15 protein-coding genes are annotated in these 15,558 nt (G+C 70.2%); 8 read left to right on the forward strand and 7 right to left on the reverse strand.

The genetic code is table 11. From position 1 onward, the window contains the following. Positions 1-16 precede the first annotated feature (16 nt). Positions 17-1,300, reverse strand: coding sequence for an ion channel protein (locus tag ASD48_RS10720; RefSeq protein ID WP_057601273.1), 1,284 nt, complete (start codon positions 1,298-1,300; stop codon positions 17-19). Positions 1,301-1,425: 125 nt separating this feature from the next. On the opposite strand from ASD48_RS10720, the gene ASD48_RS10725 reads away from it, so the two are divergent. Beyond that, a complete protein-coding gene (locus ASD48_RS10725; RefSeq protein ID WP_057601390.1) occupies positions 1,426-2,187 on the forward strand; it encodes a MerR family transcriptional regulator in 762 nt (253 codons plus the stop codon). A gap of 177 nt (positions 2,188-2,364) precedes the next feature. Here the strand turns inward: ASD48_RS10725 and ASD48_RS10730 are convergent, their stop codons facing one another. Next, positions 2,365-2,730, reverse strand: coding sequence for a YbjQ family protein (locus ASD48_RS10730; RefSeq protein ID WP_057601274.1), 366 nt, complete (start codon positions 2,728-2,730; stop codon positions 2,365-2,367). 142 nt (positions 2,731-2,872) lie between these two features. Between ASD48_RS10730 and ASD48_RS10735 the strand changes: the two genes are divergently transcribed. After that, positions 2,873-3,868: a VTT domain-containing protein gene (locus ASD48_RS10735; protein WP_057601275.1), complete on the forward strand. Its 996-nt coding sequence runs from the start codon at positions 2,873-2,875 to the stop codon at positions 3,866-3,868. A 40-nt stretch (positions 3,869-3,908) separates the two neighbouring features. Here the strand turns inward: ASD48_RS10735 and ASD48_RS10740 are convergent, their stop codons facing one another. Together ASD48_RS10740 and ASD48_RS10745 are read right to left on the reverse strand one after the other, a co-directional pair. Further along, entirely contained in the window at positions 3,909-5,570 is a 1,662-nt protein-coding gene (locus ASD48_RS10740) for a threonine/serine exporter family protein (RefSeq protein ID WP_057601276.1), read from the reverse strand. Between the two features lie 114 nt (positions 5,571-5,684). After that, on the reverse strand, positions 5,685-6,176 hold the full coding sequence (locus ASD48_RS10745) for an inorganic diphosphatase (protein ID WP_007452023.1): 492 nt from the start codon (positions 6,174-6,176) through the stop codon (positions 5,685-5,687). Between the two features lie 79 nt (positions 6,177-6,255). On the opposite strand from ASD48_RS10745, the gene dacB reads away from it, so the two are divergent. The 6 genes from dacB to folE all read left to right on the forward strand — a co-directional run bounded on the left by dacB (position 6,256) and on the right by folE (position 13,988). Next, positions 6,256-7,917, forward strand: a complete 1,662-nt coding sequence (gene dacB / locus ASD48_RS10750) for a D-alanyl-D-alanine carboxypeptidase/D-alanyl-D-alanine-endopeptidase (RefSeq protein WP_057601277.1) — start codon at positions 6,256-6,258, stop codon at positions 7,915-7,917. Positions 7,918-8,025: 108 nt separating this feature from the next. Continuing rightward, the gene (locus ASD48_RS10755; protein ID WP_079073709.1) at positions 8,026-9,159 is read left to right on the forward strand and encodes a zinc-dependent metalloprotease; all 1,134 of its coding nucleotides are present in this window, start codon (positions 8,026-8,028) and stop codon (positions 9,157-9,159) included. A 191-nt stretch (positions 9,160-9,350) separates the two neighbouring features. Further along, on the forward strand, positions 9,351-10,373 hold the full coding sequence (gene tilS / locus ASD48_RS10760; RefSeq protein ID WP_057601279.1) for a tRNA lysidine(34) synthetase TilS: 1,023 nt from the start codon (positions 9,351-9,353) through the stop codon (positions 10,371-10,373). 72 nt (positions 10,374-10,445) lie between these two features. Continuing rightward, complete coding sequence (gene hpt, locus ASD48_RS10765; protein WP_057601282.1) at positions 10,446-11,006, forward strand: hypoxanthine phosphoribosyltransferase; 561 nt, start codon at positions 10,446-10,448, stop codon at positions 11,004-11,006. Between the two features lie 186 nt (positions 11,007-11,192). After that, positions 11,193-13,232 carry an ATP-dependent zinc metalloprotease FtsH gene (gene ftsH / locus ASD48_RS10770; RefSeq protein ID WP_020132504.1) on the forward strand — a complete coding sequence of 680 codons (2,040 nt, stop codon included), beginning with the start codon at positions 11,193-11,195 and terminating at the stop codon, positions 13,230-13,232. 150 nt (positions 13,233-13,382) lie between these two features. Further along, positions 13,383-13,988: a GTP cyclohydrolase I FolE gene (gene folE, locus ASD48_RS10775; RefSeq protein ID WP_057601286.1), complete on the forward strand. Its 606-nt coding sequence runs from the start codon at positions 13,383-13,385 to the stop codon at positions 13,986-13,988. Positions 13,989-14,014: 26 nt separating this feature from the next. On the opposite strand, the gene ASD48_RS10780 is transcribed toward folE, so the two are convergent. The 3 genes from ASD48_RS10780 to folB all read right to left on the reverse strand — a co-directional run bounded on the left by ASD48_RS10780 (position 14,015) and on the right by folB (position 15,540). Beyond that, on the reverse strand, positions 14,015-14,500 hold the full coding sequence (locus ASD48_RS10780; protein ID WP_057601288.1) for a DUF3180 domain-containing protein: 486 nt from the start codon (positions 14,498-14,500) through the stop codon (positions 14,015-14,017). Positions 14,501-14,572: 72 nt separating this feature from the next. Next, positions 14,573-15,184: a 2-amino-4-hydroxy-6-hydroxymethyldihydropteridine diphosphokinase gene (folK, locus tag ASD48_RS10785; protein ID WP_057601290.1), complete on the reverse strand. Its 612-nt coding sequence runs from the start codon at positions 15,182-15,184 to the stop codon at positions 14,573-14,575. Beyond that, a complete protein-coding gene (gene folB / locus ASD48_RS10790) occupies positions 15,181-15,540 on the reverse strand; it encodes a dihydroneopterin aldolase (protein WP_057601292.1) in 360 nt (119 codons plus the stop codon). Before folB ends, folK begins: the two co-directional genes overlap by 4 nt. Positions 15,541-15,558 lie beyond the last annotated feature (18 nt).

Genomic DNA, 15,558 nt, shown 5'->3' on the forward strand with positions numbered 1-15,558 from the left:
ATGGATCGAACGGGTGTCAGCGGACCGAAGTTCCGTCCGCGCGCAACTGCATCTGGGGCCGCCCCGTCACCAGCAGCCAGGCAGGCAGCGAGGCGATGCAGAGCAGGGCGATGATCGACGGCGAGGAGACCAGGACGGCGGCGACGAAGAGGCTCACCCAGCCCTGCCGTGTGATGGCCAGGAGGACGCCCAGCACGCCGGTGGCCACGCCCACCGCCGGATGGACGCCCGGCACGAGCGCGTGGGCGGTGAGACCGAGGGCGGAGCCCACGAACACGGCCGGGAAGATCCGCCCGCCCCGGAAGCCGGAGGTCGCGGCGACGACCAGCGCGGCCATCTTCACCACCGTCATCGTGGCGAACTGCCCGGCCGTCCAGCCGTCGGGGTCGGCGGCGAGCTCCGCGACCTCGTCCAACCCCTTGAAGAGCGTCAGATGGCCGCCCAGGGCCGCCAGCAGCCCCAGTACGACCCCGCCGGCCGGGAGGATCAGCATCGGGTGCCGCAGCCGCGCGAAGGCGGCGTGGGCGTACGGGAAGGCGTAGACACCGCACATGCCGAGCACCGCGCCCGCCGACGCGACCACCATCGCCGCCAGCAGGTCGTCCCAACCGGGCTGTCCGAACGGGGGGAGGTGCATGTCGAAGCTCGGATCGGCCACCAGGGTGGTCGTCAGCGCGCCGGCCGCGGCGGCGACCAGCGGTGTGAAGACGCTGTCCCACAGCGGCCCCTTGGTCTGCCGTCCCGCCAGCGCCTCGGAGATCAGCAGCGCCGCCGCCACCGGCGTACCGAACAGCGCGCCGATGGTCGCCGCCTCCGCGAGCATCACCCACACCGCGCCCGGCGCCCGCGGCCGCAACCGGCTGCCCAGCCAGAAGACGACTGCCACGTTCACGGCGATGATCGGGTTCTCCGGGCCCAGGCTGGGGCCGCCCGCCAGCATGAGCGCGGTCGCCACCAGCAGCCCGGGGAGGACCACCGGTGGCAGCACGCGCGCGTCAAGCCCCATCGTGGCCGGGTCGGGACCGGCGTGCCCCGGCACCTTCCACACCACCAGGCCCACCAGGACTCCGGTCGCGGTGAGCATGATCATCATCCAGAGCACGGAGTACCGGCCCACGCCCAGCGCGTCCGGCAGGTTCTGCCACAGCACGTGCTGGAGTTGCTCGGCCGCCCCCTCCACCAGCAGGAGCAGCAGGCTCGCCAGCACGCCGATGGCGAGGGCGGGCAGGATCGACGGCAGCAGGGTGCGTGCCGGGGTCGCCGGAACGCGGGGCGGCTGCTGTGCGGTGTCCTGGGCCACGGGCTCACGATAAGCGGGCAAAACGGACATGACATCCGGACGGCGGCGACCGTGGCGGGATCCCCTTGCACCTCACGCGGCGTGAGGACGCACCGTGGAGCGCGTACGAGAAGGGAGCGGACGAAGTGAGCTACTCGGTAGGACAGGTCGCCGGATTCGCCGGTGTCACGGTGCGCACGCTGCACCACTACGACGACATCGGCCTGCTCGTCCCCGGCGGGCGCAGCCACGCGGGCCACCGGCGCTACGACGACGCCGACCTCGACCGCCTGCAGCGGATCCTGTTCTACCGCGAGCTCGGCTTCCCGCTCGAGGACGTCGCGGCCCTGCTCGACGATCCGGCGGCCGACCCGCGCGCGCACCTGCGCCGGCAGCACGAGCTGCTGACCGCCCGGATCGAGCAGCTGCAGAAGATGGCCGCGGCCGTGGAACACGCGATGGAGGCACGCGAGATGGGCATCAACCTCACGCCCGAGGAACGGTTCGAGGTCTTCGGCGACAAGGACCCGGAGCGGTACGCCGAGGAGGCGGAGCAGCGCTGGGGCGGCACGGAGGCCTACGCGGAGTCGCAGCGCCGCACCGCCCGCTACACGAAGGACGACTGGAAGCGTCTCCAGGCCGAGGTCGACGACTGGAGCGAGCGCTACACGGCCCTGATGGCCGCGGGAGAGCCGCCGGCCGGCGACGCGGCCATGGACATGGCCGAGGAACACCGTCGGCACATCGGCAGGTGGTTCTACGACTGCTCGTACGAGACGCACCGTGGTCTGGGGGAGATGTACGTCTCCGACGAGCGCTTCAAGGCGTTCTACGACACCATGCGCCCGGGCCTCGCCGAGCACCTCAAGGAGGCGATCACGGCGAACGCGGCCCGGCAGACGGCGTAGGGCGGCACAGGGCGCTATAAGCGCTACAGGGCGGTACAGGAAGGCACGGGGCGGCGCAGGAAGGCACGTGGCGGCGGAAGGCGGCGCAACGCACCTTGGGGCGGCGTACGGGTGACGGAGCATCGGGTCCTGGTCCGGCGCCGGGGGGCGGGGGCGGAGGCCCGAGGGCGCGGGGGGCTACTCCCGGACCAGCACCACGGCGGTTCCGTACGCGCACACCTCGGTGCCCACCTCCGCCGCCTCCGTCACGTCGAAGCGGAACATCAGCACGCCGTTGGCTCCACGCGCGCGTGCCTGCTCGACGAGGCGTTCCATCGCCTGGTTGCGGGTCTCGACGAGGGTCTTCGTCAAACCCTTGAGCTCACCGCCGATCATCGACTTGAGGCCGGCGCCGATCTGGCTGCCCAGGTGCCGGGAGCGCACGGTCAGTCCGAAGACCTCGCCGATGACCTTCTCCACCCGGAAGCCGGGCACGTCGTTAGTGGTGACGACCAGTACGTCCGGCTCGGGGCCCTGCCCGCCGCCGTAGTCTTCGATGCTCATGGCTCACAGCTTCGTCCCAGCGGGCCCACAGTGCATCCCGGAGACATCCGTGGAACCTGGGGCGTACACATTGCGTTGATAGCTTTGTGCGGCTGCACCATGGACGCCGTACCCTTCCCCCACCCATCAGGAGCCCGGAACCGTGACGACGATCGCCCTCGGACCGAGCTGGCTGGACCCCAATTACCTGCTCGACAACTTCGGTCTCTGGGGCCTGCTGCTCATCGTCTTCGCGGAGTCCGGCCTGCTGATCGGGTTCTTCCTGCCCGGTGACTCCCTGCTGTTCACCGCAGGCCTGCTGATCACGTCGAACCAGCTGGACTTCCCGCTCTGGGGCGCGGTCGCGCTGATCTGCGTCGCCGCGATCCTGGGCGACCAGGCGGGTTACATGTTCGGCAAGAAGGTCGGGCCGTCGCTCTTCAACCGGCCGGACTCCCGGCTCTTCAAGCAGGAGAACGTCACCAAGGCGCACGAGTTCTTCGAGAAGTACGGCCCGAAGTCCCTGGTCCTGGCCCGCTTCGTGCCCATCGTGCGCACCTTCACGCCGATCATCGCCGGCGTCAGCGGCATGCGGTACCGCTCGTTCCTGGTCTTCAACGTCATCGGCGGCGTCCTGTGGGGCGCGGGCGTCACCCTGCTCGGCTCCTGGCTGGGCAACATCGACTTCGTCAAGAAGAACATCGAAGCGATCCTCATCCTGATCGTCCTCGTCTCCGTGGTCCCGATCATGATCGAGTTCCTGCGGGCCCGCTCGAAGGCCAAGAAGAACCCGCAGCAGACCCCGGCGCAGACTCCCGGGCAGCAGTACGAGCCCCACCAGCAGCAGGCCCCGGTCATGGACGACGCGACGACCCAGCTCCGCCGGATCGATCAGCACGATCCGCAGTACCAGTACGGCAACCAGGGCCAGAACCAGGGTCGTGGCCAGAGTCACGGCCAGAACCAGGGCCAGGGCCAGGGCCAGGCGGAACAGCACGACTACTACGGCCAGCAGCAGTACCCCCAGCAGCAGCCGTACCCGCAACAGCAGCAGTACCCCCAGGACGACTGGCAGCAGCAGCCCCGACAGCAGCCCCAGCAGCAGCCGTACGGCGCCCAGCAGAACGGCCCGTACCCGTACGACAACCAGGGCTACTAGGACAACCGGGCTCACCAGGACGACCGGAGCCACCAGAGGCTCAGAAGCCCCGCGTCCGCTTCGCGGCCCGCCGCTTCTCGGCGGAGCCGATCCGCAGGAACAGCCGCGAGATCTCGGACCCGAGGTTCACGCCGATCGCGATGGCCATCGCCAGTGCCGCGGCCTTGGTGATCGACACCAGCCCCGCGTCCACCTCGTTCTGCGCGATGGCCAGCAGCCCGAAGTAGGTCGCCGATCCCGGCAGCAGGGGCCCGATCGCGGCGGTCGTGTACGGCAGGGCGGAAGCGAACCGGTAGCGCGAGAGCAACTGCCCGAACAGGCCCACCACGCCCGCCGCGACGGCCGTGGAGGCGACCGGCGAGATCTCCCCGGCGTAGTGCATCGCGCCGTACACCGACCACGCCACACCGCCGTTCAGGGTGACGGCCAGCACGGTGGATCGTTCCTGCTGGAGCAGCACCGCGAAGGTCAACGACAGCAGCATCGACGCGCCGATCTGCCACAGCGGCCGCTTCGTGATGCCCAGGGCCGCGTCGGGATTGAGATGCGCGCCGAGTTGCACACCGACGTAGAGCATCACCAGCACGCCCGCCACGATGCCCACGAAGAAGTACATGACCTCCAGCAGGCGCGCGGCCGCGGTGATGTAGAAACCGGTCAGGCCGTCCTGGACACCCGCCACCAGCGCCCGTCCGGGCAGCAGTGCGAACAGCCCACCGGTGATCACCGCGGACGCCTTCACCTCGACGTTCGCCAGCGTCAGCGCGATGCCTATCGCGGCCGGCGGCATCGCGGCGACCAGGAACTGGTAGAACTCCGGCAGCCCGCGCCCCGCGCAGAGCCACGCCAGCCGGTCGCCGAGCATCGCGCCGAGCGCCGCCGCCACGAACACGACCAGGTCGCCGCCGACCAGCACCGAGGCCGCGCCCGCGAGCAGCCCGCTCGCCGACGTCAGCACCCAGGTGGGGTAGGGATGCCGGTTGCGGCGCATCTCCGCGAGCCGCCGGTAGGCCTCTTCCAGGGAGAGATGGCTCTCCGGGTCGCTCAGGTCGTCCACGAGCCGGAAGACGGCCGCCAGGCGCGTGTAGTCGGTGCCCCGGCGGCGGACCGTCCGGGACGCCGTCACCGGGTCCTCCACCAGGGACGGCTGGTACGAGATCGACAGCAGCGTGAAGGTGACGTTCGGTTCGCAGCGGTCGAGGCCGTAGGAGCGGCAGACCGCGAACATCGCGGCCTCCACGTCCTCGGCGCCCTCCCCGCCCGCGAGCAGCAGCTCGCCGATACGCAAGGTCAGGTCGAGCACGCGCGGGACGGCCGGACCGCCCTCCTCCGCCTTCGGCCCCGGCTCCGGCGCGGGCCGGTCGGCCACCGGCATCCGCAGCATCGTGCGCATCCGGTCCTGCCAGGGCAGGTCCTTGATCAGACTCACCACCGGCACGCCTTCGGCCGGTGTGAAGGCCACCGGGGCCTGCCGGGCGCTGTAGGTGCTCGGCAGGCTGAACGCCGAGCCCTCGCCCTCCGCGGCGGCGGGCGGACCCACGTCCAGCCCGCTCGGGACGGCGAACTCCGACGTGGTCTCCGGTTCACCGCCGGTTCTGGGGACTGCCAGCCCCGCCGGGATGGCGAACTCGGACGTGATCTCGGGGTCGAAACCACTCCTCGCCTCGTCCGACTGCGGTTTGCGGTCCTCCGCCTCCGACACTCAGCAACGCTCCCTGAACGACACCTTCCGTAGGCCTCAGTATGCGCACAGACGCGCGGAAGGGTCGCACGCGTACGCGTGCGACCCTTCCGACGGCATCAGGCGACAGAGGCCTCAGTGGCCGCCCTGGTCCTTGAAGCGCTTGTAGGACCGCTCGATCTCGGCCTCGGCGTCGGTGCGGCCCACCCAGTCGGCGCCCTCGACGGACTTGCCGGGCTCCAGGTCCTTGTAGACCTCGAAGAAGTGCTGGATCTCCAGCCGGTCGAACTCCGACACGTGGTGGATGTCCCGCAGGTGCTCCACGCGCGGGTCGGTCGACGGGACGCACAGCAGCTTGTCGTCGCCGCCGGCCTCGTCCGTCATCCGGAACATGCCGATCGCGCGGCAGCGGATCAGACAGCCCGGGAACGTCGGCTCGTCCAGGATGACCAGCGCGTCCAGCGGGTCACCGTCCTCGCCGAGAGTGTTCTCGACGAATCCGTAGTCGGTCGGGTAGGCGGTCGAGGTGAAGAGTCGACGGTCCAGGCGGATCCGACCGGTCTCGTGGTCCACCTCGTACTTGTTCCGCGAACCCTTCGGGATCTCGATCGTGACGTCGAACTCCACCGGTGGCTCCTCCATGATCAGCACATAGTTCTGGTGGTTAAGTGTCCCTCACGCCGCAGTGTGATCGCGAAAGGGGCTGGTGTTCGTGCCAGAGCTGAGGCCTTGGCGGGCCGTGAGACCGCACGTGGTGCGGGTCACGGACGCCGTTCGACCGCGTCTGGCACGGGCCGCAGGGATCGTAAGGCCTCGTCTCGCACGTGTGGCGGCGGCCGCGAAGCCGCAGGTCGCACGGCTCACGCAGGCGGCGAAGCCGCAGCTCGAGCGGATCACGAAGGCCGGTCCGAACACCAGGTCGTGGCAGTACACCGCGGGTGCGGCGACCGCCGGGCTGGCGCTGGCCGCCGGTGTGGTGACCGCCGCCGGCCCCTGGGACTCCACCGGTCAGCGTACGGCCGAGCGGGACCGGGCGGCCGCCCTGGAACAGGCGGGTGGCACAGATCACGGCCGTACGGACGATTCGTCCGGTACCTCCGACACGGCCGCCGGAGCGCCGCGGCCCGCGCCGAGCGCCGCCTCCGTCCTCACGGGCCTCGGTGGCACCGCCAACGCAGTGAAGTCCGCCCCGAACGCCCTTCCGACAAGCACGGGCCTCTCGGGCGTCCTGGACCCCCTCCTGGGCGATCCGGCCCTCGGTACCCGGCGGACCGCCGTGGTCGTCGACGTGGCCACCGGCAAGCGGCTGTACGGCTCCGGGGCCGACGAGGCGCTGACCCCGGCGTCCACGACGAAGATCGCCACCGCGGTCGCCGCGCTCTCCGCGATGGGCGGCGAGCACCGCCTCACCACCCGCGCCGCGCTGGAACCCGACACCAGGGAAGTCGTCCTCGTCGGCGGCGGCGACCCCACCCTCACGGCCCGCGCGGACGCCGAGGGCTGGGCCGACCTGCGCACCCTCGCCGCTTCCACGGCGGCCGCCCTGAAGAAGCGCGGCCTCACCCAGGTGACGCTCTCGTACGACACGACGCTGTTCGCCGGAACCCAGGTTCACCCCATCGGGGTCAACCCCAACCTCGCCGCCGTCACCGCCCTGTCCGCCGACGAGGGCCGCACCGACGACTCCACCAGCGGCCCGACGACCCGCGTGAGCGACCCGGCGGCCGACGCGACCCGCAAGTTCGCGGAGTTCCTCGAGGCCGCCGGCATCAAGACCTCGGCCCCCGGCCCGTCCAAGGCCACCACGCGCGCGACGACCCTCGCCACGGTCTCCTCGCCCCCGCTGTCCGTCCTGGTCGAACGGATGCTGACCAACAGCGACAACGACATCGCCGAGGCACTCGCCCGCCAGACCGCCGTCGCCACCGGTGTGCGCGCCGACTTCGCCGGGGCCGGAAAGGCCGTCCGGGCACAACTGAAGAAGCTCGGAGTGCCGTTGACCGGCGTCCGGATCAAGGACGGCAGTGGCCTCGACCGCGAGGACCGGCTCACGGCGAACCTCCTGACCGCCCTCCTGGTCAAGGCCGGTGACGCCGGCCGCCCCGACCTGCGCCCCGTCCTCACCGGCCTTCCCGTCGCAGGTTTCACCGGCACCCTCACCAGCCGCTACACGGAGGGCGCGGCCGGCGTCGTCCGCGCCAAGACCGGGACCCTGACCGGCGTGAACACCCTCGCCGGCACGGTCGTCGACCAGGACGGCCGCCTCCTCGCGTTCGCCCTCCTGGCCGCCGGCACGACCGATCCGGCCTCGGCCCAGGTGGCGCTGGACCGGGCGGCGACGGCGCTGGCGGGCTGCGGCTGTCGCTGAGCGGCGCGGCCCGGGCACCCCCGAGCCGCGCCGTGCCCGACCCTGACATCTCCCTGACCGGTCTCCTGTGGCCTGCCCCCAACGGCGGCGCTCACGTACGGTTGACGCATGACGAGCATCGGTGGCGCTGCTTCATCGGGGATGGTCGACTGGAATCTCGCGGTGGCGACCGCGACCCGGCTCGTGCGGCCGGGGCCCGAGGTCAGCCGTGACGAGGCGCGAGCCGTCGTCGCGGAACTGCGCCGACACGCCAAGGCCTCGGAGGGACACGTCCGGGGCTTCACTCGTATGGGGACCGAGGACATCCACGACACGCCGGTCCTCGTCGTCGACCGCCCGGGCTGGGTGGCGGCGAACGTGGCGGGCTTCCGCGAGATCCTCAAACCGCTCCTCGACAAGATGCAGGAGCGGCGCGGCAACACCCCCGGCGGCGCGGTCCTCGGTGCCGTCGGCGGCAAGGTCACCGGCGTCGAACTCGGCATGCTGCTGTCCTTCCTGTCCTCCCGCGTCCTCGGCCAGTACGAGACCTTCGCCCCCGCCACCCGCGCGCTCCCCGCCGGGGCCAACGGCGGCGGCCGCCTGCTGCTCGTCGCGCCGAACATCGTCCACGTGGAACGCGAACTCGACGTGGATCCGCATGACTTCCGGCTGTGGGTGTGCCTCCACGAGGAGACGCACCGCACCCAGTTCTCGGCCGTGCCCTGGCTGCGGGACCACCTCGAGGGTGAAATCCAGTCGTTCCTGGGCGAGACCGACGTCGACCCCATGACGTTCCTGGAGCGGGTCAGGGAAGCGGCCCAGTCCCTCTCCGGCGGCCGGCCCGAGGGCGAGGAGGACGACGGCGGCCGTTCCCTGGTCGAGTTGGTGCAGACGCCCGCCCAGCGGGAGATCCTCGCCCGCCTCACCGCCGTGATGTCCCTCCTGGAAGGACACGCCGACTTCGTCATGGACGGAGTGGGCCCGGAAGTCGTGGCGACCGTCGCCGAGATCCGTGAGAAGTTCCAGCAGCGCCGCGCCAAGGGCGCCTCCCGACTGGACATCGCCCTGCGGAAGTTGCTGGGCCTGGACGCCAAGCTCAAGCAGTACCGGGACGGCGAGCGCTTCGTACGGGCCGTCGTCGACCAGGTCGGGATGGACGGCTTCAACCGTGTATGGACCTCCCCGAACACACTTCCGACGAAGGCCGAGATCGCCAAGCCGGCGGACTGGGTCACGCGAGTGCACCGCAAGGCCGAGTCATGAACCCGCCGAAAGGCGGTGAATGAATCCGGCCGACGGCAGGCGAACGCCCCTTCAATCACCCGTCCGAGGGACCGTGAGCCCTCGGCAGGCGTGCAATGCTCGGGGAACGGCCCGGTTCTGTCACCATCTACACACTCTGCGTGACCGAACTTCGGGTTCACCCCCGACAACTTCATGAAGGGAACCGGACAGTGGGTCCCCATCCTGCGGTCGCGGCGATACGCCTGGCGGTCCGCCGCGTACTCCACGACATCCTCAACGACCACTCCACCCCCGAGACGGCCTCCCACGAGCGACCGGCACCGCCGCTCGTGCTCGTGGCATGCTCGGGTGGCGCCGACTCCATGGCGCTCGCCTCCGCCCTCGCCTTCGAGGCGCCCCGGCTCGGCATCCGGGCCGGCGGTGTCACCGTCGACCACGGCCTCCAGCCCGGTTCCGACCTGCGCGCCGAGGAAGTCGTCCTGCGCCTGCGTGAACTCGGCCTCGACCCCGTCGAGGCCACGGCCGTGACCGTCGGCCGTGAAGGCGGGCCCGAGGCCGCGGCCCGTGATGCGCGTTACACCGCCCTCGACGCCGCCGCAGCCCGCCACGACGCGGCCGCGATCCTGCTCGGCCACACCCGCGACGACCAGGCCGAGACCGTCCTGCTCGGCCTCGCCCGCGGCTCCGGCATCCGCTCCCTGTCCGGGATGGCTGCGGTCTCGGGGGCCGACGGCCGTTACCGGCGCCCCTTCCTCCAGCTCGACCGGCAGACCGCCCGCAAGGCCTGCATGGTCCAGTCCCTGCCCGTCTGGGACGACCCGCACAACGCCGACCCGGCCTACACCCGCTCCCGGCTGCGCCACGAGGGGCTGCCCGCCCTGGAGAAGGCCCTCGGCAAGGGCGTCGTCGAGGCGCTCGCCCGTACGGCCCAGCTCTCCCGTGACGACGCCGACGCCCTCGACGCCTGGGCGGGCCAGGCCGAGGCCTCCGTACGGGACGCCGCCGGTCTTCTGGAGTGCGCCAAGCTCTACGCGCTGCCGCCCGCCGTGCGCCGTCGGATCCTGCGCCGCGCCGCCATCGAGGCGGGCGCTCCGGCCGGTTCCCTCTTCGCCCGGCACATCGAGGAGGTCGACCGGCTGATCACCGGTTGGCGCGGCCAGGGGGTCATCAATCTCCCCGGCAAAGTCGTCGCCCAGCGTCAGGGTGGCAGACTGGTGATTCGGCAAGGCTGAATCCGGGCCCTCCGGCAGGACCGCTTACGTGGTCGTGGGCGGTCTCGGTGGCCGGTGGGACAACCGAAAGTGATGCGGGTGGACGCGAAAGACATGGGCACCGACCTCAAAGAGGTGCTCATCACCAAGGAAGAGATCGACGCGAAGCTGGTAGAGCTGGCCGCGAAGATCGACGCGGAGTACGCGGGCAAGGACCTGCTCATCGTCGGTGTGCTCAAGGGCGCCGTGATGGTCATGGCCGACCTCGCCCGATCCCTGTCCACCCCCGTCACCATGGACTGGATGGCCGTGTCGTCCTACGGCGCGGGCACCCAGTCCTCCGGTGTCGTGCGGATCCTCAAGGACCTGGACACCGACATCAAGGGCCGTCACGTCCTGATCGTCGAGGACATCATCGACTCCGGTCTGACGCTGTCCTGGCTGATCTCCAACCTCGGCTCGCGCGAGCCCGCCACCCTCAAGGTGTGCACGCTGCTGCGCAAGCCCGAGGCCGCGAAGGTCGCCATCGACGTCGAGTGGGTCGGCTTCGACATTCCCAACGAGTTCGTCGTCGGCTACGGCCTCGACTACGCCGAGAAGTACCGCAACCTCCCGTTCGTCGGTACGCTCGCGCCCCACGTCTACGGCGGCTGAGACCCGAAGGGCCCAAGCCCCGTACGAAGATCGGGAACCCCGGCGGGCCTTTCGCCGTTGGAGCATGCAGACGGGTGCGCCAGCCGTACCGTGCGGCTCCGCGCGACAAAGCTGGGGTACCGTCAGAAGAACTGTCTTATCAAACTCACTATGGCAGGAGGGACGGGGCGACACCGCTCCGTATGGATGGACGTGAAGCGATACTTCCGTGGGCCGGTCATGTGGATCGTGCTGGCCGTCCTTGCCGTGGTCGTGTTGATGCAGGTCGTCGGCTCGTCCGGCGGCTACAAGACGGTGGACACCGGCCAGGTCATTGCAGCGATCAACGACAACAAGGTCGAGTCGGCCAAGCTCACCACCGGTGACGAGCAGACCATCAAGGTCACGCTCAAGGACGGCGAAAAGGTCAAGGACAGCTCGAAGATCCAGGCGAGCTATATCGGCGACCAAGGCGTGACCATTGCGAACACGCTGCAGACCAAGTACCAGGACAAGCAGATCCCGGACGGATACACAGTCTCGCCGACGAAGCAGAACGCCTTCGTCGGGATCCTGCTGTCCCTGCTCCCCTTCGTCCTCATCGTGGTCGTCTTCCTGTTCCTGATGAATCAGATGCAGGGCGGCGGCTCCCGAGTCATGAACTTCGGGAAGTCCAAGGCCAAGCTCATCACCAAGGACACCCCGAAGACGACTTTCGCCGACGTCGCGGGCTCGGACGAGGCCGTCGAGGAACTCCACGAGATCAAGGAGTTCCTCCAGGAACCGGCGAAGTTCCAGGCCGTCGGCGCCAAGATCCCCAAGGGCGTACTCCTGTACGGCCCGCCCGGTACCGGCAAGACGCTCCTCGCGCGCGCCGTCGCCGGCGAGGCGGGCGTTCCCTTCTACTCGATCTCCGGTTCCGACTTCGTCGAGATGTTCGTCGGTGTCGGTGCCTCCCGGGTCCGTGACCTCTTCGAGCAGGCCAAGGCGAACGCCCCGGCGATCGTCTTCGTCGACGAGATCGACGCGGTCGGCCGCCACCGCGGCGCCGGCCTCGGCGGTGGTCACGACGAGCGCGAGCAGACGCTGAACCAGCTGCTCGTCGAGATGGACGGCTTCGACGTGAAGGGCGGCGTGATCCTCATCGCCGCCACGAACCGTCCCGACATCCTCGACCCCGCGCTGCTGCGTCCCGGCCGCTTCGACCGCCAGATCGCGGTCGACCGCCCGGACATGCAGGGCCGTCTGGAGATCCTCAAGGTTCACCAGAAGGGCAAGCCGGTCGCTCCGGACGTCGACCTGTCGGCCGTCGCCCGCCGCACCCCGGGCTTCACCGGCGCGGACCTGTCGAACGTGCTGAACGAAGCGGCGCTCCTCACGGCGCGCAGCGACAAGAAGCTCATCGACAACCACTCGCTGGACGAGGCCATCGACCGCGTCGTGGCGGGCCCGCAGAAGCGGACCCGGATCATGTCGGACAAGGAAAAGAAGATCACCGCGTACCACGAGGGCGGACACGCCCTGGTCGCGGCGGCCTCCCCGAACTCCGACCCGGTCCACAAGATCACGATCCTGTCGCGCGGACGGGCCCTCGGTTACACGATGGTCCTGCCGGACGAGGACAAGTACTCGACCACGCGCAACGAGATGCTCGACCAGCTGGCCTACATGCTGGGCGGTCGTGCCGCCGAGGAACTGGTCTTCCACGACCCGACCACCGGCGCCGCGAACGACATCGAGAAGGCCACCGCCACGGCCCGCGCGATGGTCACCCAGTACGGCATGACCGAGCGACTGGGCGCGATCAAGTTCGGCGGCGACAACACCGAGCCGTTCCTCGGCCGTGAGATGGCTCACCAGCGCGACTACTCGGAAGAGGTCGCCGCGCTGGTGGACGAGGAAGTCAAGAAGCTCATCGAGACGGCGCACAACGAGGCCTGGGAGATCCTGGTCGAGAACCGCGACGTCCTCGACAACCTGGTGCTTCAGCTGCTCGAGAAGGAGACGCTGAACAAGGAGCAGATCGCCGAGGTCTTCTCCGCCATCGTCAAGCGCCCGGCCCGGCCCGCCTGGACCGGTTCCTCGCGGCGCACGCCGTCCACCCGTCCGCCGGTGCTCTCCCCCCGGGAGCTCGCACTGACGAACGGCGCCAACGGCGCGACGCCGGCGATCTCCACGGCGAAGTCCACCGCGGTGGAGCCCACCCCGGTGACCGAGCCGGCTCCGGAGGACCGCCCCGAGAGCTGATCCGGCTCGCGGGCGCCCCACCAGGCCCGGAATGGATGCCGCGCCCCCCAGGTTCTAGCCTGGGGGGCGCGGCATTTTCGTCTGATGTCTTCCATGCCGCGATGAGGCGCGTGACCCACACGCGTGACCCGCACAGGAACGAGGCACCACATGACCGACCCCGTGACGCTGGACGGCGAGGGCGCCATCGGCGAGTTCGACGAGAAGCGCGCCGAGAACGCCGTACGCGAGCTGCTGATCGCGGTCGGCGAGGACCCGGACCGCGAGGGCCTCCGGGAGACGCCTGGGCGGGTGGCGCGGGCGTACAAGGAGATATTCGCGGGGCTGTGGCAGCAGCCCGAGGACGTGCTGACGACCACCTTCGACCTCGGGCACGACGAGATGGTGCTCGTGAAGGACATCGAGGTGTTCAGCACCTGTGAACACCATCTGGTGCCGTTCAGGGGTGTCGCCCATGTCGGCTACATCCCGTCCACCAGTGGCAAGATCACCGGCCTGTCCAAGCTGGCCCGTCTCGTGGACGTCTACGCGCGCCGTCCGCAGGTGCAGGAACGTCTCACCACGCAGATCGCCGACTCCCTGATGGAGATCCTGGAGCCGCGTGGGGTGATCGTCGTCATCGAGTGCGAGCACATGTGCATGTCCATGCGGGGCATCCGCAAGCCCGGCGCCAAGACCATCACCTCGGCGGTGCGGGGGCAGCTGCGGGACGCGGCGACGCGCAACGAGGCGATGAGCCTGATCATGGCGCGCTGACGGGGTCTGTGCTCACCCCGGCGACGTCACGCCGGTGACGTCGCCCCCTTGTCGTGGTCGTCGTCCTCGGGCAGCTTGCAGACGCGCTCCAGGAAGATGGCCGCCGCTATGACCGCGATGCCCGCCAGAACCGAGAAACCGGCGTAGATGGCCTGGTCGCGGCGGGCGGGGATGTCCAGGGACTCCAGCAGGAAGACGCCCGTCCCGCCGTACATGCCGGAGACGAGGGCGGCCACCAGGGCGCTTGACTGGCCGAACACGACCGCGCGGGCCGCCATCAGCGGGTCGACGCCCTTTGCCTCGGGGCGGCGCTCACGCTGGGCCTTGAGCCGGGCGCGCAGCGACAGCGCGGTGGCGGTGAGCACCACGGCGATCAGGGCGAGGACGATGGGCGCGGCCAGCGGGACGCTGGGGAGGGTCCCGATCGAGTTCCACAGGCGGGCGCCGGCCCAGGACAGGATCGCGGCCACGCCGAACACGCCGGCCAGCACCCTGATGCGCAGCTCTCTCACGGTGTCCCTTCAACTCCCCCGAGCCCGCGGGCATGGACATCCCGCGGGCAGTGGTCCTGTCGACCTTAACGACTACTCGGGCAGGTGGAGTTCCAGGTCCTTGCGTGCCGCGACGCCCTCGAGGGTCACGATGTCGAGCAGACCGGCTACCGTGCCGCGGCCGGGCAGCTGGGCCTCGGGCTCCACGTCGTGCCAGGGGGCGAGGACGAAGGCGCGTTCGTGGGCGCGGGGGTGGGGGAGCGTGAGGTGCGGATCGTCGTCGACGACGTCGGCGTACGCGACGATGTCGACGTCGAGCGTGCGCGCGCCCCAGCGCTCGTCGCGCACCCGGTGGAAGGCCTCCTCGACCGCGTGCGCCCGCTCCAGCAGGGAGGACGGCGGGAGGGTCGTCTTCAGCACGACCACCGCGTTGAAGTACGAGGGCTGGCTGCCGGGCTCGACGCCCCAGGGCTCCGTCTCGTATACCGGGGACACGGCCTTGATGCGCACGCCCGGGGTGTCCTCGAGGGCGTCGATGGCGCCCTGGAGGGTCTCCAGGCGGTTGCCCAGGTTGGAGCCGAGGGCGATCACGGCCCGCTGGGGATTGTGCAGGGTGGTGTCGGCGGCGTCGACCTTCTCCACCACGGAGGCGGGTACCGGCTGTACGGTCGGGTCGCTCTGACCCTCGGTGAAGAACGCGGTCATACTCGGCTCCGGATGATGGTGACGGTCACGTCGTCGAAGGGGACCGTGATCGGCGCGTCCGGTTTGTGGACGCAGACCTCGACCTCCTGGACCCCTTCGTGCTTCAGACAGGCCTGGGCGATGCGCTCCGCGAGCGTCTCGATGAGGTCGACGGGCTCGCCCTGGACGACGGCGACGACCTCCTCCGCCACGATGCCGTAGTGGACGGTCTTCGCCAGGTCGTCGTCGGCCGCGGCCGGTCGGGTGTCCAGGCCCAGGACGAGGTCCACGATGAAGGTCTGGCCCTCCTCGCGTTCCTTGGGGAACACGCCGTGGTACCCGCGGGCCTTCAGGCCGCGCAGCGCGACACGATCCACGCGAATCACTCCTGCAGT

The sequence above is a fragment of the Streptomyces sp. Root1310 genome (assembly GCF_001426425.1).
Classification (GTDB): Bacteria; Actinomycetota; Actinomycetes; order Streptomycetales; family Streptomycetaceae; genus Streptomyces.